The organism is Aeromonas sp. 603607, from assembly GCF_049171595.1.
GTDB lineage: Bacteria > Pseudomonadota > Gammaproteobacteria > Enterobacterales > Aeromonadaceae > Aeromonas > Aeromonas veronii.
The window spans coordinates 114480-132655 of sequence record NZ_JAAKOV010000016.1; the positions used below are offsets into that span (position 1 = coordinate 114480).

Genomic DNA, 18176 nt, shown 5'->3' on the forward strand with positions numbered 1-18176 from the left:
GGCTACTGCTCTGGCAAGTTGAGATCTAGCTTGGCTGCCGGTTGGCCGTTTTGTTGATTTTCAGCCTGAGCTGCTGCTAGCGCACGTTTAAAAGCACGCCGTTTTTGCATCACCACAAAACCTGCGCCTCCCAGCAACACCAGTAGTACCCCACCCCCAACCAGAACCCAAAGTAGCCACCCCATTCCCTCTTCAGGCTGCTCTTCGGTAGACTCGGCGCTGGAGGCCTGAGCGGCGGCCGACACCACCTCTACAGGAGGCGGCGGTGGCGGGAAGACATTGAAGGTTTTCACCGGCAACTCGATTTTCAGCTCACGGCCGAGGCGAGTGGTGCCATAGAGGGTTGCTTTCACCTCATGCTGACCGACCTCCTTGAGGTTGGAGAGATCGATATCAAGCTTGGGGTCGCTGGCGGTCTCGCTGAACTCGTAGAGGCCGCCCACATTGCTGGTCACACTCCCCTTGACCACCACGGAGGCGGGATGCAGCTCATCACGGTCGATTAGCAGTGAGAGCTTGGCACCCAGCTCATCCGAAGGCGGCGACAAGTTATAGCTGAACGGATAGGGGTAAAGCAGCACATCCTGATAACGGGCACGGACAAAAACCTGATTGCCCGTGCTGAACATGGCGCGGTACTTGCCACCGGGAATGTCATGCAGCGTCACTTCCGCCGTCATGATGCCATCGCCCGGCACTTCGTCGAGCCCCTTGCCATCATCGCGATAGTGGCCAAGTACTTGATCCAGCACGACCTCTTTCTTATCGGCATCGCTGAACGATTGCAGCTTGACGGTCATGCCAAGATCAGAGAGATAGTATTTATCTTTCGGCGGCTGACCATTGATCAGCAACCACGCCTTGAGCTTGACCACCTCCCCCTGATAGAGCTGCATCGGCAGGGCGGCGATATCGAGCCGGATATCGGAGAGAATGCGCACCCGATTGTCGGGATCCACCTCGCCAATCGCCTGCCAGGGGCCCGGCATGGGATTGCGCAGGGTAATGAGATCATGCTCCGGCAGCGCCAGCCAACCCACATCTGCGGGTTTGACCTTGCCCACGTAAAGCTTGCTGCCATCGGGGCGAACCAGAATCACGGACGGGGTGCCCGGCTTGCGCTTGATGATGAAGGTGATCTCCTTCACCCCGTAATCGATGCGAAAGCGGTTATCCAGCAGCGGAATATCGGAAGGGGCAAATACCTCGGTCGCCATCGCCCCCAGCGAGAGCAACAACAGCAGACCGGCACACCACTTGCTCATTGCCGCCACAGACAACTTCCTCCCTTTTTCTGTACCAGATCCAGTCTCGCCTCGTGCAGGGCCTGAACCTCGGCACTGGCACGCACCACCTTGAGGGCGGGTCGGTTGCTCTCCAACCGGCGAATGCTGGTGTCCTGATTGCTTTCGTTTTCGTTGCTCTCGGTAGCCAGATTGAGTTTGGTCTGGCCGCCGGTCATCAGCAGGTAGACGTCCGCCAGGATCTCCGCATCGAGCAGAGCCCCGTGCAGGGTACGGTGGGAGTTGTCGATACCGTAACGATCGCACAGCACATCCAGGTTGTTGCGCTTGCCGGGGAAGAGATCCCGCGCCATCGCCAGGGTATCTGTGATGGTGCAGATATCCGCCGTCTTGAAGTTGAGTCCGAGCTTGCTGAACTCGTAGTCCATGAAGCTCACGTCAAACGGCGCGTTGTGAGCGATCAGTTCGGCGCCGCGGATGAAGTCGAGGAATTCATCGGCAATCTGGCTGAACGACGGTTTGTCACGCAGAAACTCGTCGGTGATACCGTGTACCTGGATCGCTTCCGGGTCAACCAGACGATCAGGCTTGATATAGACGTGATAGTGGTTACCGGTCAGCTTGCGGTTGATCACCTCCACACAGCCGATTTCGATAATGCGGTGCCCCAGATAGACAGGGCCGCCCGCCGTATTCATACCTGTGGTTTCAGTATCCAGAATGATCTGGCGATTCAGTTGGGGTGTGTTCATGATCCAATCTATGTCAAACTTCGGCTTTACTTACTCGCTAGTTTACCCCAAGCCTCATGTTAAAACAGATTGATTGCTCATGTTAAAACAGATTGATGTCTATACCGACGGCTCCTGCCTCGGCAATCCGGGCCCGGGTGGTTACGGGGCCGTGATGGTCTACGGCAAGCACCGCAAAGAGATTTCCGCCGGATTCAAGTTGACCACTAATAACCGGATGGAGCTGATGGCCGCCATCATGGGGCTGCGCACCCTCAACGAACCGTGCAAGGTGCGCCTCACCACCGACAGCCAGTATGTGCGCCAGGGGATCACCCAGTGGATCATCGGCTGGAAGAAGAAAGGGTGGATGACCGCCAACCGGCAACCGGTCAAAAACGTCGATCTCTGGAAGGAGCTGGATGCGGAAGTGGGTCGCCACCAGATTGAGTGGCTCTGGGTGAAGGGTCACTCCGGCCACCCGGAGAACGAACGGTGTGACGAGCTGGCCAGAGAGGCCGCCTGCGGCAAGGATCTGGCCGAGGATACCGGCTACCAGCCCTGACGGGCCATTCCCGGTGTGGCGAGGGACTTTGGCAGTTGCCAGCGCCGCCGCACCGGGATCAGTGGAAAGCGCCGTTTACGGGCCGCAATCACGTATACCGATGCAAATGCCCTGCAATAATCCCGCCCGATACTCTCTCGCCACCAACTGTGCCAACTCTGTTTTCCCATAAACGAATAACCAAAGCGCTCGTCGAACATCACCTCGCATCCCAATAGATGCAACCAGTCCGTCACCCGCCCAGGGGTGAACATCCGTGCTGACCAGGGCATTCTGCGCCGCAAGAACGGCACACAGTGACCGATCCCGACCAGACTCATGGGGTTATAGCCACTGATGATCAGCCAGCCATCGTCGGTCAACACTCTTTCGGCTTCGCGCAACACTTGGTGGGGATCGGCGGAGAAATCAAGGCAGTGGGCCAGCAGGCAGGCATCGACGCTGCCGGTCCGTACCGGTAGATCGAGGGGGTCGCCATACATGTCGAGCAGCCGCCCACCGGGGGCGACCCCGATCTGGTGGCGAATGGAGGAGCGTTTGCAGGAGAGCTCGGCGCTCAGGGCGCCAATTTTCAGCAGATGATACCCAAACAGATTGGGGCACCAGTTGTCGAGCCGATCCTGGATCTCGGCCGCCACCCAGTCCCCCATAGGCAATGCAGACCAGCTGGTCGGGATCTCGATTTGTTGTTCGGTACGTGCCACCTGCATAATAGGGCTCAACTCGGGGTTTCGAACGCCATCCTGTTATATAAGATACCCTCCCTAAAGAGAAGCAGACTCATGTATCCAGTGATCACAGTTCCAGCCTTTAATGACAACTACATCTGGTTGATCCGCCACGAAAATCACTGTCTGGTGGTCGATCCGGGCGATGCCGCACCCGTGCTGGAGCGGCTCGAGGCATTGGGGCTGGTGCTCGATGCCATCCTGCTGACCCATCACCATCACGACCATGTCGGGGGCGTCACCGACCTGCTTGCCCACTTCCCCCACGCCCGGCTCTATGGCCCCAAACTTGACCCTATGCCGGATCACCACGGTCAGTGGCTGGAAGATGGCGATCAGATCAACTGGCACGGCCTCGCCCTCGAGGTGATCCATGTGCCCGGGCACACTCGCGGCCACATCGCCTACCATGGCAACGGCATGCTCTTTTGTGGCGATACTCTCTTCTCGGCCGGTTGTGGCCGCCTGTTTGAAGGGACGCCGGAGCAGATGTACCACTCGCTGCAACGACTCGCCGCCCTGCCCGATGAGACCCTCATTTATTGTGCCCACGAGTACACCCTCTCCAACCTGCGTTTTGCCTATGCGGTCGAGCCGGACAACCCGGCGATCCGCCGCCAGATCGGGCTGATCAGCAAACTGCGGCAACAAGGGCTGCCAAGCCTGCCAACCCGGCTGGGTGACGAACGTACTTTCAACATTTTTCTGCGCTGCGAACAGGATTCAGTGAAATTTTCTGCTGAAAAACATGGACTAAAATGCGTGGAAAATCCGGTAGATACCTTCACCATCCTGCGTCAGTGGAAGGACGTTTTTTGAACAAACCTTGATCAGGGGGCCATTGCCCCTTATGATGCGAGCTGTTTTTCCTAAAAATGACCGGAACGAGATGAAGGTACGAACGGCCTTATTGGCAGCGCTGTTGCTCAGCGGCTGCCAAAACCTGAGCCATCAGGATGACCGGGCGCTAACGGCAATCGAGCCGATCAAGTCCCCCCAGGTCAAGAAAAAAGCGCATAAAAAACACTCTTCCCATTTCCTGTTTGGCGATGAACAGCTGGACGAAATGGAAGATACGGACAATCTGTGGGTGCGTATCAGCGATGATATGCAACTGGAAACTCCGGACAACCCGCGCATCCGCCAGCAACGTGAGTGGCTGTTGCGCAATGATAAGCATCTGGCGACCATTGCCAGCCGGGCTGAACCCTACCTCTATCTGATGGTAGAGGAGATTGAACGGCGTGAGCTGCCAATGGAGCTTATTACTGTCCCGATGATCGAGAGCATGTTTGATCCCCATGCCCGATCCCGCAGCAATGCCGTCGGTCTGTGGCAGTTTGTGCCAGCGACAGGCAGAAACTTCGGTCTGCGCCACGACAACTGGTATGACGGACGGCGCGATGTGCTGGCCTCCACCAATGCGGCGCTCGACTATCTGGAGTACCTGAACCGCTTCTTTGACGGTGACTGGCTGCAAACGCTGGCCGCCTACAATGCCGGTGAAGGTCGGGTGCGCAACGCCATCCAGCGTAACCAGCGCGCAGGCAAACCGACCGACTACTGGTCGCTCGATCTGCCCCGCGAAACCCGGATGTATGTGCCCAAGATCCTCGCCATGGCTGACATGATCAGCAATGCGGACAAGTACAATATCCAGTTGCCGGTGCTCGCCAACGAGCCGAAGCTGCGAGTGGTGGAGACCGGCAGCCAGATCGATCTGAATGTGGCCGCCCAACTGGCAGGTCTGCGCACGTCACAGCTCAAGGAGGTCAATCCGGCCCTGAGCCGTGGTGTGATGTCGCCCCGTGGTCCTTACCGCCTGCTGGTACCGGTAGAATATGCCGATACCCTGGAGCTGGCACTGGCCGATCTGCCCAAGAGCGAGCGTATTCGTACCCGCTCCTATCAGGTCACCAGTGGCGATACCCTGTCGCGCATTGCCCAGAATCATGGCGTCAGCGTGAGTGAGCTGAAGCTGGCCAACAATCTGCGCAGCAACAACCTGCGTCGCGGTCAGCAACTGGTGATCCCGACCCACGGTCAGGTCAGCAGCAAGGCCAGCTCCGCCAGCAAACCGCAACAGCTGGCAAGCCGTGGCAGCAGCCAGAAGGCCAAAGTCAGTTACAAGGTGCGCTCGGGTGACAACCTGTGGAGCATCAGCCAGGCACACGGCGTCTCCCACGAAGAGCTCGCCAAGTGGAATGGTCTGAATGCCAAGTCGGCGCTCAAGCCAGGCATGAAGCTGGTGGTCTATCCCAAGCAAGGGAAGAAGAGCGACAAATCGATGGTGTATCAGGTTCGCCGTGGCGACTCCATCTCCTCCATCGCGGCTCGCTTCCAGGTGGCCATCAACGATGTGATGCGCTGGAATCAGCTGGATAAAGGGGATTACCTCAAGCCCGGTCAGGAGCTGACCCTGTTTGTGAAGAACAACAGCTAAGCCTCACCGCTTGAACCCGATAAAAAAAGGGGCCAGTCATCTGACTGGCCCCTTTTATTACTGCGGCTAACCGCTGCTGTGTCTGAGCCACCGACGAAAACAATGGCTTGGCGCCGCCTGCGGATGCATCACCGCTCTGCAGGCAAAACTATCACCGCTATTCCCAGAGCCTTGTCGGCACCACCATCAGCACGGTGCGCTGGCCGATCGCCACATTGGCATTGGGGAAGACTACCGCCTCACGCGGCTTCTCGACCGTGTAGCGAAGCTCGCCATCCTCGGCCAGCACGAACCCTTGCGGGAATTCGGTGAAGTTGTCGACATCGCTGGCAAACAGGAAGCGAAAGTCCGCCGATTTTTTGGTGATCACCCGATCGATGGCAAACAGGGTGAAATCATCCGCCCGCCACGGCTCCAGCGCCACCTCATCCTGAGTGACCAGCTCCTGCAGCGCTTGGCGGGTTTCGATAAAGCGGGTCATATCGTTCTCGCCAAACGGGCGCACCTTGCCCAACTCCACCGTAAAGGCGTGGGCACCATGCTGGCGTGAGCTGTAGTAGCTGAAGGTCGTGGTCGGGCTAGCGGAGAGCAGAATAGTACGCACCCCGCAGGCGCCGAGGAACTGCACCTGCTCGCGGCAGTGAGGCCGCTCGTGGGGGAAGGGGTAGACGGCAAACTTCTCGTGGCGCGAACCGCGAATGGCGGTGTGCAGGTCGTAGTGGTAACGGGGACGAACCGGATCGGCAAAGAAGCGGCTCACATACTGCTCGAGGCGCATGGCGCGGATCCGCTCCCGATTGCAGAGCCCCTCCCCCTTGCTGTGGGCGCCGGAGAAGAGGCGGTTCATGTTCTCCTCCACCTCCCGCAGCCCGAGGTTCATCGCCGCCGGATTGCCAAACAGGAACAGCACCCGATGGCGGGCGCTCAGCTCGCCTGAGAGCAGACGACTCAGCAGCTGGTTGCAGATCTCGATGGGAGCGGTCTCGTTGCCGTGGATGCCGCAGGAGAGGACGATATCCTTGCGTCCTCCCGGCTGGTCGTCAGTGCCACTGGCAGGCTCCAGACAGAGCACGCCCGTATCCCAGACGCTGACCCGCGCACCATCGGGCAGGGCAAATTCAAAGGGCTCAAGCTGCCACTCATGGCTGCGGGTCAAGGCCAAAAAATCGTGCTGGGGAATCATCCATCTCACCCTCTTGCGCTGGAATACTATGGCCGGATTATACGCAAGGCATCGCGGCTTAAAATCATTTTTTAAACAAATTCAAACATTAACGATACAAATGTGATAACAATCGAACGATGACAGCAATGACAGTAGCGATGTGGAATAAAGAGGAGAGGAAAAAGGATCAACAAATAACAGGGGGAAAACGGGGGGAGATAAAACAGACAATGGCAGACCTGGCGGCTGGTCCCCACAGGGGCAGAACAGCAAACGACTCAGCAGAAAAACAAGGCATCCATGCCCGGCTGATCAACCACGCCAGAACGGCTTGGTGGTCTCTTGATAACGGTCAGCTTCGTTCAGGCCGATATCTTTGAGCAGGTACTCGGGCAGCTCGGAGAGCTGGCGACGGCTGCGGCTGCGCTCCAGCCAGGTCAGAACGGTCATTTTAACGCGAGCAACCAGATTCAATTGGCTGGAATGCTGGTAACCGGTTTCGGTATAAGTCATGTTGGCCATGATGTGGCTCCTCTGAATATTTGTTTACGCACTGGGCTTTATTTGATGCGCAAAGCTTAGTCAGGGAGCAGGGCCGACTCAATTGACGAATTTTGATACGTTACATTAGGAAAACTAATAGTAAAAAACTGACTGATACAATTTTAATGCTTTGATTTATAAAGAATAATTAAGTCACCATTCGACCATCAACGGCCCGCAGCATATTGTGCTGCATGGCACCACCTTACATATGCAATTTACCGCATTGCCTATGCACTCACCAATGGACGTGCCATGGGTGGCAACCCCGTCATTACATTCGATTGTTAATTCCGTGATCTCTTGGCGATCTTAAATTAACACAATGAAACATATAACAAACTTACTTTTCCTCCCGCGCAGCTCCCTCGATGAAGACCCGAAAACGCCCCTCTTGGCGCGCAACCGGCATACTGGTATGGTTATTTATACAGTAGTTTATTCCCCTGCCCTGACGCCATCGTTTATGCCGTCAAAGGCGGATGAAACCACAGGATCATCGATGGATACCTTTACCCCTACCGCCGCCCTGCGTCAACAGATGGCCGCCATTGAAACCTCTCTCAACCAGCTGGCCGATCTGCTTGGCCAGCTCGAGCTGCAGGAGGCTCATGTCTATCCCCTCCCCCCGGTTGCACAGGGGGAAGAGCACGACCCGATCGAGCAAATTGAGGTGGGCTATCTCAACGGTGAAGCCGCGCTGGCGGCCACCCTCGCCGCCTATCGGGACCACAGCGCCCGCCCCGGCTGCTCCACCAAGGCGACTCATCGGCTGCCCGGCTGGTTGCGCTTTCCTGCCGCCGCAGCCCCCTTGCTGCAACCGCTGATCGACCAAATCAACCAGCACAAGCTCGATTTCAAGGCGCTGGTGCAGCAGGCGGGGGGACGGGACGAGAAGTTCGAGCTGGTACATACCGCCCTGCCCGGCGTGATCACCCTGCAGGTCTACCGCAAGCTGACCCTGTTGGCGGGGGAGCTGCAATCCCTCGGCTTTACCTGGGCCGACAAGCAGACCATCAATCGCCTCAGTCGCGAGCAGGTGCTTGAGATGCTGGAGCGCAGCCGCCGCTACATACCGGCCCTCTCCAACAACGAGGAGTGGAGCAAGATGGTGGATCAGGAGGTCTATGACATTCGCCGTCTGCCCGCCGATGCCGAGCTGCGGATCCGCCGCCCGGTCAAGACCCACCCGATGATCAACCTGCTCTGGCTGGAGCGCACCCCGCGCAAGCAGCAGATCAAGGCGAGCCTGCCTCTGCTGCTCTGCTCGGATACCCCGCCTGCGGTCACCCATCTGGGCAACTATCCCCCCAAGAGCCGGCAGGCGCGGCGAGATCGCAAGATTGGCGGTGAGCCCATCATCGAGCGGCTGCACCTCTATCTCTATCAGGGGTGACTGGATCAGGGATAGCTGGTTCAGGGATAACTGCGCCGCCTTGCCGCGATAAACGAGTATCCCGCATCTGAATCCCAAACGAGAAAAGGGAGAACATCTCTGGATGTTCTCCCCTTTTCTATATCGATAGACGGTATGTCAGGCGGCGTCGCCAATCAGCCCATCAGCAGGGCCCGCAGGCTCTCCACATCCAGCCCGCGCACCTCGGACTGGCCGCTCAACAACCCATCGGCCAGCGCCCGCTTCTCGTCGTGCAGGGCGACAATCTTCTCCTCCACCGTCTGCTCGCACACCAGCCGGTAAACGGTCACCGGCTGGGTCTGGCCCATGCGGTGCGCCCGATCGCTCGCCTGATCTTCCACCGCCGGGTTCCACCAGGGATCGAGGTGCAGCACGGTATCGGCCTGGGTGAGGTTGAGGCCGGTCCCCCCTGCCTTGAGGCTGATGAGGAACAGCGGCACCTCCTCATGGCGAAAACGCAGGATGGAGTCCTGACGGGACTTGGCAGAGCAGCCCCCATCCAGATAGCAGTAGTCCCAGGACTTTTGCTCGATGCGGGCACGCAACAGGCTCAGCAGATCGACAAACTGGCTGAACACCAGCACCCGATGACCACCGTCGATCGCCTCCTCCAGCAATGCCATCGCCTCGTCCAGCTTGCTGCTGGTTTGCGACCACTCGGGCATCACCAGCTCCGGTGAGCAGCAGAGACGGCGCAGCCGGGTCAGGCCACTCAGCACATGCATCAGGGCGCGGCCATCGGCGCTTTGCACCTGCTGCACCACTTCCCGCCGGGTCGCCTCGTAGAGCTGGCGCTCTTCGGGGGAGAGGCTGATGTGGTGGATGATCTCGGTCTTGTCCGGCAGCTCGGTCAGCACCTGCTGCTTGAGACGACGCAGGATAAAGGGGCTAATCACCGCACGCAGCAGCGCCATGTGCTGGGGATCCTTGACCGCCTTGCCAAAGCGACGCTTGAACTCGCCAAGGCTGCCGAGCAGCCCCGGGTTGATAAAGGTGAAGAGGCTCCATAGCTCCCCCAGATGGTTCTCGATGGGGGTGCCGGAGAGGGCGAGGCGAAAATCGCCGTCGAGCTGGAACAACAGCTTGGCGCGCTGAGTACCGGCGTTTTTGATCTGCTGCGCCTCATCGAGCACCATGCTCGACCAGCGGCGGGACTTGAGCGCCTCTGCCAGGCTGCCGAGCATGCCGTAGTTGATGAGGATCACCTGACCGGCCTTGGCCTCGCGAATGATCCCCTCCCGCTCGGCCGGATTCTCGAACACCACCACATCCAGTTCGGGGGCGAAACGGGTCACCTCCTCCTGCCAGTTGGTGACCACTGACTTGGGCACCACCACCAGCGCAGGGCCAAGGTGCTGGCGCATCCGCAGCACGATAAGCGCCTGCAGTGTCTTGCCCAGACCCATGTCATCGGCCAGACAGGCACCAAAACCGTGATGGGCCAGGGTCGCCATCCAGCGCACCCCCTCTTTCTGATAGTCCCGCAGGGAGGTAAGCAGCTCGTCCGGGCAATCGACCTGCTGCTGCCACTCCTGCTGCAGGGATTGCCACGCTGCATCCCCTTCGGTGGTAATCACCGAGAGCAGACGAGTGAGCGGATAGGCCAGCTTGTTGTTGATCCGCTGCTCTTCATCGAGCATGGCCCCCAGCATGGTGAGTCGTTCCACCAGCTTGTCGCTCAGCATCAGACTGGTCTTCTCGTCGAGCTGAACGGTGCGCTGCCCCGGGGTCATCTGGCGCAGAATAAGGCGCAGGTCGAGGATCTGGTGCTCATCGAGGGCCAGCGCCCCTTCGACCTGGAACCAGTCCTGCCGCCGCTCGATGCGCAGGCTCAGAGCCGCTTCATCCAGGCTCTTGAGGCGAGCGCTGTCCTGATGCCAGTGAATGACCACGCCGGCATCCACCAGCTCGGGCAGGGCATTGACCAGCGCCAGCGCCTGTTCCCCCTGCAGCAGCCACTCGCTGCCGGGCAGGCCGATGGGCAATTGATTGCGCAGCTGCTGGGCCTGCCCCTTCTCGGCCGCGAGATCCCGCTGCCAGTAGTGATACGCCTTGATCCCCTGCCGCACGATCGCCTCCCCCTTGCCAAGGGGCTGGGGCGGCAGATCCTCAAAGCGGGTCACCAGCTTGACCGACAGCTGACCATCCTGCCAATCCAGTTGCACCGAAGGAATGCCCGGCCAGGGAGCCAGTTCGGCGTTGCCGCTAAGCCCCGCAACCTGGCTGTGCCAGGGCAGCTCGGGAATGGCGTCCAGGGTGCGTTGCAGCTCGGCCAGCCCCTCGGCGGGCAGCAGCGGGATGGATTCGAGCGCTGGCAAGCGGTCGAGCAGCGGCTGCGGGGTGAGGATCAGCTGCCACAGATCCTGCGCCAGCGGCATGATATGGGCCCCGCGGGCGGCCGCATCGGGGCAGAGCTGCGCGCTCATCCCCTGTTCGGTGGCCACCACCTGCAGCAGGGGGGCGCTGATGGCCAGTTGCAGCTTCTGCCCCTTGGCGTTGAACAAACGGGGGTGATCGGCCAGCGGCGCCCAGACATCCCGGGGCAAGCGTCCCATCACCCGCGGCAGGGTGCGAACCAGTGCCCAGTCGTGCTCGTCGAGCAGCGCCGCATACTGGGTAGAGAGCAGGGCCGGATCGACCCGGCGACCGGCGGTCCACTCCCCCTTGGTACTCAGCTTCTGGATCTTGCACTCCAGCTCGGGGCCCTCGGCATGGAGCAGCCAGACCAGCCGCTCTTGCGGCTTGCGTACGCCACTGGAGCGTCCCAACCCCTGCAGCCAGTTGAGCCAGCTGGCGGAGGCGGCCCCCTTCTCCTCGCCGGCGTCCTCTTCTGACTCTTCGTCTTCGGCCTCGCTGTTGCGCAGTTGGCCAAGTGGCGCCCCTTTGGCTCCCTCTCCCAGCAGCAGGCGCAGCAGATCCTGACAAAACGCCATCAGCCGATGATGGGGTTCGGCATCGAGCAGGTGGGAGAGATCCCACTTGTGCAACATGGCCACCTGCGGGCTCTGGGCACCGTGACGGGCCAGCGCACAGAGATCGAGCCAGAGATAGCCCCAGTGGAGCTCCTCCACCGGCAGCTGCAGGGTATCGAACAGGCCGACCGCCTGACCGTGGCGATCGCCCGCCCACTGGCTGAGCAAGTCGGCAAGCAGGGGGAACTGGCCAGTCAGACTGCGCTGCCACTTCTTGCGCTGTTCGCTGGCGATGACGGGATCGGCCTGCTGTAACCAGCCAAGCCAGAGCAGGGCGCTGAACGAACGGGGCCACTGGCCCGCCTCACCCTCATCGGTTGCCTGCCACTGGCCCAGCGCGGTGAGCAGTCGCTCGCCAAGCGGGCCGCTCTGGCTCTGCTGGGCCAACGCCTGCAGGGCTGGCCAGCCGGGGGCGGCATCCTTGTCCTCGCCGGTTGGCGATGTGCTCTCGCCATCCCCGCAAAGCCAGCGCCACTCCGCCTCGAACGCTTTGGCCCGGGCCTGCACCTCGGGGGCGCAGCGCACCAGCGCATTGGCCAGCGGCCAGCGCTCTTCATAGGGGGCATCAAGCAAGAGTTGCAGCGAGAAGTGCTCCAGCAACATTTGCTGCCAGGCAGGGCTGGAGCCCGCCAGCAACTGATGGGCATCGGGGGTATCGAGCAGGGTGAGCAGATCGCCGGGAGAGAAAAAGGCCGGGATCTCCCCCGCCTTGCCCCGACACAATTCGCGCACCAGCCCGTGAACCAGCTCCTGGCCGGTCACCGAGGAGACCCTGCTCCAGTCAGGGTCAGCGCACACACCGGCCCGCACCCCCAGGATCAGCGCCAGCGTCCCTTCGGCAGTCAGGCTCCACTGCTGCTCCCCGCGCAATCTGATCAGGCCGGCATCGTGCAGCCGGGTCAGGTGGCCGGCGAGCTCATGGCCCGCGCCGAGCGTCTCTTGTAACAGACGGGTACTGGCAACACGCTGCAGTTGCAAGGCACTGAGCAGGAGATAACTATCCGAAGAGAGGGTGGAGGCAGACATCAAAACTCACGGGCAGATGCAAAAGCGGAATTTTAACGGTAAAGCGCCGCCCACTCGACCCTTTACCGTGAAATAACTCAAAAAAAAACGGCCATCCGTGATGACCGTCGAAAGTAACGAAGGAAATAGCCGGATCATCCGGTTACCTCCCACAGCGGGAAAATCGGGAGCGCTAGCCCCTAATTCGTGGGGCCAATGCTAGAGGTTGACGTATTAAAAAGCTTTGAAGCGGATCACAATTGAAAAGGATTTCTGAAAACGGTTTCAATTTTTGACGACCTAAAGAGATGATCTTGCACCAAATGAACCATCTCCAACCCGGCCTTCCTCGTCGCGGCATGGATCCCATATACCCATTTCCATTCAGGGCTCGAGGGGGCTGTTGGCCCTGACCGCCGGAATGCGCGGGGCATTATCGGCGATTGGCAGCTGAACGACTCCCCCCTTGTCCGGAGCATTGGCAGACTGATCTGGCCAGCACGCTCGGTACTCGGCCAGCTACGAGGGCAAACGTGGCGACTCACCGGTTGCAAGAAACGGGGCTTCATCCGACCGGCTTGCCCGGGCTGTCCTTGATCGATAGGATGTGCCCCATTCCAAGAGGGCAGGAGCAACATGATTTTGCGACAACGCGTGGCGACAAGACTCCTGCTGCTGGTCTGCATTCTGCTGCTCAATTGTGCACTCCAGCCGCTGACCAGGCTGGCTCAGCTGGAGATAGCCGCTGGCTGCCATATGCTGACCGTCCCATCCTCCGCCATCGATGTCGATGTCGATGAGGATGGCCGCGCAGCAACGCCGCAACCCGGCAGTTGCCAGCTCAACGGCAAGTGGCTCAGTGCCGCCAGCGTGCAATGCGCCGAACAGCTCTTCTTTGCCATCGCATTCCTGATCGCCCTGCTGGCACCACTGTCCCGTTGCTCGCCCCCCCTCCCCCCACCCAGAAATATCTCTCCGCCAGAACGGCGGCTTCATCTCACCCTTTGTGTCTGGCGAGAATGAGTCAGTCGCGGCTTAAACCACCCTGACTTTCATTTTCAAGAGACAACACCATGTCAAACATCTTCAAGACTGCCCTCTTGCTGGGCAGCCTGCTGTGGCAATCCATCGGATTGGCCAGCGATACCGGCTGGCTCACCAGCCCCCGCAATGATCACGCACAAATCCGGCTGCAAGCAGATAGCCGGGATCCGGCACAGCCCCGGGTGCTCCTCAGTCTGGCACTCGAGTCCGGCTGGAAAACCTATTGGCAAAACCCGGGTGAAGGGGGAATTGCCCCTGAAATTCTCTGGGATGATCCCAAACTCACTCAACAATGGCACTGGCCAGTGCCAGAGCGATTCGCGGTCAGCGGCATGTCGACCCAGGGGTATCAGCAGGCCGTAACCTTTCCCATCAGCCTTGGCCATGGCAACCGCAAGGCGCTGACCGGCACGTTACGCCTTTCAACCTGCAGTAACGTCTGCATCCTGACCGACTACCCTTTTGCCCTTGCTCTGGATGGTACGGCACCGGACGGATTCGACCTTGCCTATGCACAGGCGATGAGCAAGCTGCCACAAGCCATGCCCAAGAGCGTCAACCTCCAGGCCGGCTACCAGCAAAACCGGCTACAGCTGAGCGCTAAGCAGCAAGAGGGGTGGCGGGCTCCGCAGATTTTCCTCCAGCAGCTGGAGGGGGTCGAGTTTGGCGAGCCCAGCCTGGAGGTGCAGGGCAATACCCTGATTGCCCACATTCCGGTCAGCGATGGCTGGCAAGGGGATGCACCAGATATCCGTCATCAGCAACTGGGCGTGGTACTGGTCAACGGTGACGAAGCCTGGCAGAGCCAGGTCACTATAGGTGATCCCCTGCCACTACCCGCTGGTGGCCACTCGCTGCGCTGGATCCTGGGGGCTGCACTGCTTGGGGGGCTTATTCTCAACCTGATGCCCTGTGTGTTGCCGGTGCTGGCCCTCAAGCTGGGATCAGTACTGCAGTTGGAGACCCGTGAGCGCCGCCCGGTTCGCTTGCAGTTCCTAGCGGCAAGCGCAGGTATCCTGGTCTCCTTTTGGGCGCTGGCACTGATGAGCACCCTGCTGCGCGCCACCCAGGGGGCCGTCGGCTGGGGTATCCAGTTCCAGAGCGTTTGGTTTATCGGCTTCATGGTCGTGGTGACCTTGCTGTTCTGTGCCAACCTGCTGGGGCTGTTCGAGATCAGGTTATCCAGCAATGTCAACACCCGCCTGGCAACCGCGGGTGGCAACGGCATGGCCGGTCACTTTCTGCAGGGCTGCTTTGCCACTCTGCTTGCAACCCCCTGCTCCGCTCCTTTCCTTGGTACCGCAGTCGCCTTTGCGCTCGGGGCACCATCCGGTCAACTCTGGCTTGTCTTTACCGCACTGGGGATTGGCATGAGCCTGCCATGGCTGCTCATCGCCGCCCTGCCCCGTCTCGCGCTCTGGCTGCCAAAACCGGGACGCTGGATGGGGCGCCTGCGCATCCTGCTCGGCCTGATGATGCTGGGCTCCAGCTTCTGGCTGCTCAGCCTGCTTGGCAACCATATCGGCCATAACGGGGTGGTGATCCTGATGACTCTGATACTGGCAGCCCTGCTGCTGGCGGTCGTATGGCGCCACGGTATTCGCGGTGTAACCCTGGGGCTGGCGCTGGGCTGCTTGCTGGCCGCAGCCCTGCTGCTCGGCGGCGCCTTCACCATGGAGGGCAAACCACCACAGGATACCGTCAACTGGCAGCCACTCTCGGAGCAGGCCATCCAGGACGCCCTAGCACAACACAAGCGGGTCTTCGTCGATGTGACCGCCGACTGGTGCATCACCTGCAAAGCCAACAAATTCAACGTGCTGCTGCGCGATGATGTGCAACGAGCCCTGAGTGCCCCCGATGTGGTGGCCTTGCGCGGGGATTGGAGCCGCCCCTCCGACAGCATCGCCGGCTTCTTGCGCCAACGCGGCAGTGTGGCCATTCCTTTCAACCAAATCTATGGCCCCGGGCTACCGGGTGGCGAGATCCTCTCTCCCCTGCTGGACCGTGCAACTCTGCTGGCCACTCTGGAGCACGCTGCGAACGCCCCTGTTCAAGGAGAAACAAGATGAGATATATCCTGCTCATACAGACCCTGCCGGGAGAGCGGGGCATACCCGCAGCGCAAGGGGGAAATTATCGGCAATCGGCTGATCTCCCTCATATAGCGCTCGGGGGCAACGTCAAAAACGCACTGGTCATCAAGGGGCAATCATGACAGCAACATCATCCCGGATCCTCAGTCTGCGCCGCTGGAGCAAGGAGGCCCTCTGGCTGCTGCTGTTGGCGGTGATTATCTCGACAGCGCTGGACGTCTGGCGCAGTCCGGCGCTGCCAGAGGAAAGCCCGCTGCCTCAACTGCTGCTGCAAGATGGCACTCTGGCCGACCTGCAGACAATGAGTCGGGACAGACCACTGCTGATCTATTACTGGGCCAGCTGGTGCGCAGTCTGCCGTGTTACCACACCGACAGTGGAGCAGCTATGGCGAGACGGCGAAAACGTGCTGACAGTGGCGCTGCGCTCCGGCGACCAAGCCAGGTTGCAGCAGGGGATGGCCAGGAAGGGGCTGACCTTCCCGACCCACAATGATGAGCATGGCGACCTTGCCGCCCGCTGGCAGGTGAGCGTCACCCCCAGCTTCCTCATCATCAAGCAGGGTAAAGTGGTGAGCTCCACCACTGGCTGGAGCTCGGGCCCGGGACTGAAACTGCGGTTGGCCTGGGCCAGCCTCGGCTAACTCGGCCCGCCTGGGAGCACTATTGCGGCCCCTCTTCCCGCTGAAGAGGGGCTTATCGCCAGCCATCCGATGCCTATTTATCAGTGATGGGTGGCCCCCTCGCGGGTTAATGGCTCAAATCGGAAGTGGTAATCCATCGGCGATCGCGTGGGCGGTGAACCGTGATGGATACCATTCATGGGTTGACGCTGAACAAGGCAAAGCCCAGCAAGCGGGAGATAATATGTCCAAAACCAGATAGGGAGCCCGGTCATAGAAGATCAGCAACCGAGTTTAATGTTCCCGACAACGCTTGGGCTTCACGGCGTTCACTACGCATAAAAAGCACGGGGGCCTGATGGCCCCCCACAAACACACCGGATGAGAAAATGCCTTACTTGGCGGCACTATCCTTCACGCACTTCTGGACAAAGCTGTTCTTGGCCGCGCCAGCCAGCTTCTTGTCGGCCGCTGCCTTCTCGCACTTGGCCGCCGGATCCATCGCCGCGCCCGTCTTCACGCACTTCTGGATAAAGCTGTTCTTGGCCGCACCGGCCAGCTTCTTGTCAGCCGCTGCCTTCTCGCACTCGCCGGTCGCGGCGCCAGCGGCATCTTTCACACACTTGCCGACAAAGCTGGTCTTGGCGGCGCCGTTAAGCTTTTTGGCCGCGGCCTGCGCCTCGCACTGCAACTGGGCAGTGTCGTTGGCAAAGACCGGATTGGCCAGCAGCACGCTGCCGCAGAGCAGGCCGAACAGGATGGTACGCTTCATGGGAGATCTCCTCTCTCTCTGGTGATGTGTTTGCATGGTCATATTTGCATGACGATGTGTTGCAAATGGCTGTGATTGCAACAGCTGATTGTTGCCGCAGATCCCCCGCCTCGCCAGCTTGGGAGCGGAGCACAGAGCAACCACCGCCCGCACTATAGCGCCGATTGCCGGAGCCGGATTGCCCCCGCCAGCCCTTCCTCAGCGGCAAGCCCGCCCCCTACTTTCTCGCCACATCCGCCAACCCCAATAGAATCAAGGGTCATGGGAATCCTGCCTCAGGTCACACCCTTTTATTGAGCTAGCGCAAAAAATCAGTCATTACTGACACTTACGTCACTTTCTGACTGGTGAGACCAGATTCGATTGGCTTAACATAGCCATCCGGTGCCTATTCATCTGCGATGGGCTGCTGCCCCGCTGGTTAATGGAGCATTTTGAAAGCTGTAATCCACGGGCGGTAGCGTGGGTTTTGGTAGCGTTACGCCTTGCTCAGAAAGGTGGATGTTCCAGACTTCGTACATCCCAGACTCAGTACATTTCAAACACTGAAATGACAAAGTGCAATCCCCAATATTAGATTTAATTCTTTTAAATAGTTAATTTAGAAACCGATTGATAAAGCCTTATATATCACGAGTGAAATATGGAAAAACCAGAGGTAGTGTCAGTGAAAGAACATGAGATGAAATCACAAGGGAACCCTGAGCCCGAGAAGAAACGTGTGGAAGTTGACATAGATACAGAAGATAAACCAGAAGATAAACCAGAAGATAAACCAGAAGATAAACCAGAAGATAAACCAGAAGATAAACCAGAAGATAAACCAGAA

General features: G+C 59.6%; 15 protein-coding genes. 8 read left to right on the forward strand and 7 right to left on the reverse strand.

Annotated features, from left to right (window positions below; genetic code table 11):
- Positions 1 to 2: 2 nt before the first annotated feature.
- On the reverse strand, positions 3 to 1265 hold the full coding sequence (locus tag G5315_RS15620; RefSeq protein WP_421333332.1) for a TIGR03503 family protein: 1263 nt from the start codon (positions 1263 to 1265) through the stop codon (positions 3 to 5).
- The gene (gene dnaQ, locus G5315_RS15625) at positions 1262 to 1996 is read right to left on the reverse strand and encodes a DNA polymerase III subunit epsilon (RefSeq protein ID WP_058055867.1); all 735 of its coding nucleotides are present in this window, start codon (positions 1994 to 1996) and stop codon (positions 1262 to 1264) included. The genes G5315_RS15620 and dnaQ overlap by 4 nt, the downstream gene beginning before the upstream one ends.
- A gap of 79 nt (positions 1997 to 2075) precedes the next feature.
- Between dnaQ and rnhA the strand changes: the two genes are divergently transcribed.
- Positions 2076 to 2540 carry a ribonuclease HI gene (gene rnhA / locus G5315_RS15630; RefSeq protein ID WP_005353268.1) on the forward strand — a complete coding sequence of 155 codons (465 nt, stop codon included), beginning with the start codon at positions 2076 to 2078 and terminating at the stop codon, positions 2538 to 2540.
- On the opposite strand, the gene G5315_RS15635 is transcribed toward rnhA, so the two are convergent.
- A complete protein-coding gene (locus tag G5315_RS15635) occupies positions 2528 to 3250 on the reverse strand; it encodes a methyltransferase domain-containing protein (RefSeq protein WP_005361718.1) in 723 nt (240 codons plus the stop codon). The two genes, rnhA and G5315_RS15635, sit on opposite strands and share 13 nt — an antisense overlap.
- A 72-nt stretch (positions 3251 to 3322) precedes the next feature.
- On the opposite strand from G5315_RS15635, the gene gloB reads away from it, so the two are divergent.
- Both gloB and G5315_RS15645 read left to right on the forward strand, forming a co-directional pair.
- On the forward strand, positions 3323 to 4087 hold the full coding sequence (gene gloB, locus G5315_RS15640) for a hydroxyacylglutathione hydrolase (protein WP_005337817.1): 765 nt from the start codon (positions 3323 to 3325) through the stop codon (positions 4085 to 4087).
- Between the two features lie 70 nt (positions 4088 to 4157).
- A complete protein-coding gene (locus tag G5315_RS15645; protein ID WP_058055865.1) occupies positions 4158 to 5711 on the forward strand; it encodes a lytic transglycosylase in 1554 nt (517 codons plus the stop codon).
- A 157-nt stretch (positions 5712 to 5868) separates the two neighbouring features.
- Here the strand turns inward: G5315_RS15645 and astE are convergent, their stop codons facing one another.
- Together astE and G5315_RS15655 are read right to left on the reverse strand one after the other, a co-directional pair.
- The gene (astE, locus tag G5315_RS15650) at positions 5869 to 6894 is read right to left on the reverse strand and encodes a succinylglutamate desuccinylase (protein ID WP_421333334.1); all 1026 of its coding nucleotides are present in this window, start codon (positions 6892 to 6894) and stop codon (positions 5869 to 5871) included.
- A 294-nt stretch (positions 6895 to 7188) separates the two neighbouring features.
- Positions 7189 to 7398, reverse strand: a complete 210-nt coding sequence (locus G5315_RS15655) for a DUF1127 domain-containing protein (RefSeq protein WP_005337823.1) — start codon at positions 7396 to 7398, stop codon at positions 7189 to 7191.
- A gap of 523 nt (positions 7399 to 7921) precedes the next feature.
- Here G5315_RS15655 and G5315_RS15660 point away from each other — a divergent pair.
- On the forward strand, positions 7922 to 8815 hold the full coding sequence (locus G5315_RS15660) for a DNA replication terminus site-binding protein (RefSeq protein ID WP_158112370.1): 894 nt from the start codon (positions 7922 to 7924) through the stop codon (positions 8813 to 8815).
- 155 nt (positions 8816 to 8970) lie between these two features.
- On the opposite strand, the gene G5315_RS15665 is transcribed toward G5315_RS15660, so the two are convergent.
- A complete protein-coding gene (locus G5315_RS15665) occupies positions 8971 to 12834 on the reverse strand; it encodes a DEAD/DEAH box helicase (RefSeq protein ID WP_421171786.1) in 3864 nt (1287 codons plus the stop codon).
- Between the two features lie 615 nt (positions 12835 to 13449).
- On the opposite strand from G5315_RS15665, the gene G5315_RS15670 reads away from it, so the two are divergent.
- The 3 genes from G5315_RS15670 (at position 13450) to G5315_RS15680 (ending at position 16596) form a co-directional block, all read left to right on the forward strand.
- A complete protein-coding gene (locus tag G5315_RS15670; protein ID WP_216953215.1) occupies positions 13450 to 13836 on the forward strand; it encodes a hypothetical protein in 387 nt (128 codons plus the stop codon).
- A gap of 50 nt (positions 13837 to 13886) precedes the next feature.
- The gene (locus G5315_RS15675; RefSeq protein ID WP_421333337.1) at positions 13887 to 15929 is read left to right on the forward strand and encodes a protein-disulfide reductase DsbD family protein; all 2043 of its coding nucleotides are present in this window, start codon (positions 13887 to 13889) and stop codon (positions 15927 to 15929) included.
- Positions 15930 to 16071: 142 nt separating this feature from the next.
- Positions 16072 to 16596 carry a protein disulfide oxidoreductase gene (locus G5315_RS15680; protein WP_421221393.1) on the forward strand — a complete coding sequence of 175 codons (525 nt, stop codon included), beginning with the start codon at positions 16072 to 16074 and terminating at the stop codon, positions 16594 to 16596.
- A 373-nt stretch (positions 16597 to 16969) separates the two neighbouring features.
- Here the strand turns inward: G5315_RS15680 and G5315_RS15685 are convergent, their stop codons facing one another.
- Positions 16970 to 17347: a hypothetical protein gene (locus G5315_RS15685; RefSeq protein WP_162517401.1), complete on the reverse strand. Its 378-nt coding sequence runs from the start codon at positions 17345 to 17347 to the stop codon at positions 16970 to 16972.
- 643 nt (positions 17348 to 17990) lie between these two features.
- Here G5315_RS15685 and G5315_RS15690 point away from each other — a divergent pair.
- The coding region (locus G5315_RS15690; RefSeq protein ID WP_421333340.1) for a hypothetical protein at positions 17991 to 18176 on the forward strand (186 nt) is incomplete at its 3' end.

What these genes read in the sequence shown, in the direction of transcription:
- G5315_RS15620 (WP_421333332.1), bottom strand. Translation starts at nt 1,265, where the DNA reads ATGAGCAAGTGGTGTGCCGGTCTGCTGTTGTTGCTCTCGCTGGGGGCG.
- dnaQ (WP_058055867.1), bottom strand. Translation starts at nt 1,996, where the DNA reads ATGAACACACCCCAACTGAATCGCCAGATCATTCTGGATACTGAAACC.
- rnhA (WP_005353268.1), top strand. Translation starts at nt 2,076, where the DNA reads ATGTTAAAACAGATTGATGTCTATACCGACGGCTCCTGCCTCGGCAAT.
- G5315_RS15635 (WP_005361718.1), bottom strand. Translation starts at nt 3,250, where the DNA reads ATGCAGGTGGCACGTACCGAACAACAAATCGAGATCCCGACCAGCTGG.
- gloB (WP_005337817.1), top strand. Translation starts at nt 3,323, where the DNA reads ATGTATCCAGTGATCACAGTTCCAGCCTTTAATGACAACTACATCTGG.
- G5315_RS15645 (WP_058055865.1), top strand. Translation starts at nt 4,158, where the DNA reads ATGAAGGTACGAACGGCCTTATTGGCAGCGCTGTTGCTCAGCGGCTGC.
- astE (WP_421333334.1), bottom strand. Translation starts at nt 6,894, where the DNA reads ATGATTCCCCAGCACGATTTTTTGGCCTTGACCCGCAGCCATGAGTGG.
- G5315_RS15655 (WP_005337823.1), bottom strand. Translation starts at nt 7,398, where the DNA reads ATGGCCAACATGACTTATACCGAAACCGGTTACCAGCATTCCAGCCAA.
- G5315_RS15660 (WP_158112370.1), top strand. Translation starts at nt 7,922, where the DNA reads ATGGATACCTTTACCCCTACCGCCGCCCTGCGTCAACAGATGGCCGCC.
- G5315_RS15665 (WP_421171786.1), bottom strand. Translation starts at nt 12,834, where the DNA reads ATGTCTGCCTCCACCCTCTCTTCGGATAGTTATCTCCTGCTCAGTGCC.
- G5315_RS15670 (WP_216953215.1), top strand. Translation starts at nt 13,450, where the DNA reads ATGATTTTGCGACAACGCGTGGCGACAAGACTCCTGCTGCTGGTCTGC.
- G5315_RS15675 (WP_421333337.1), top strand. Translation starts at nt 13,887, where the DNA reads ATGTCAAACATCTTCAAGACTGCCCTCTTGCTGGGCAGCCTGCTGTGG.
- G5315_RS15680 (WP_421221393.1), top strand. Translation starts at nt 16,072, where the DNA reads ATGACAGCAACATCATCCCGGATCCTCAGTCTGCGCCGCTGGAGCAAG.
- G5315_RS15685 (WP_162517401.1), bottom strand. Translation starts at nt 17,347, where the DNA reads ATGAAGCGTACCATCCTGTTCGGCCTGCTCTGCGGCAGCGTGCTGCTG.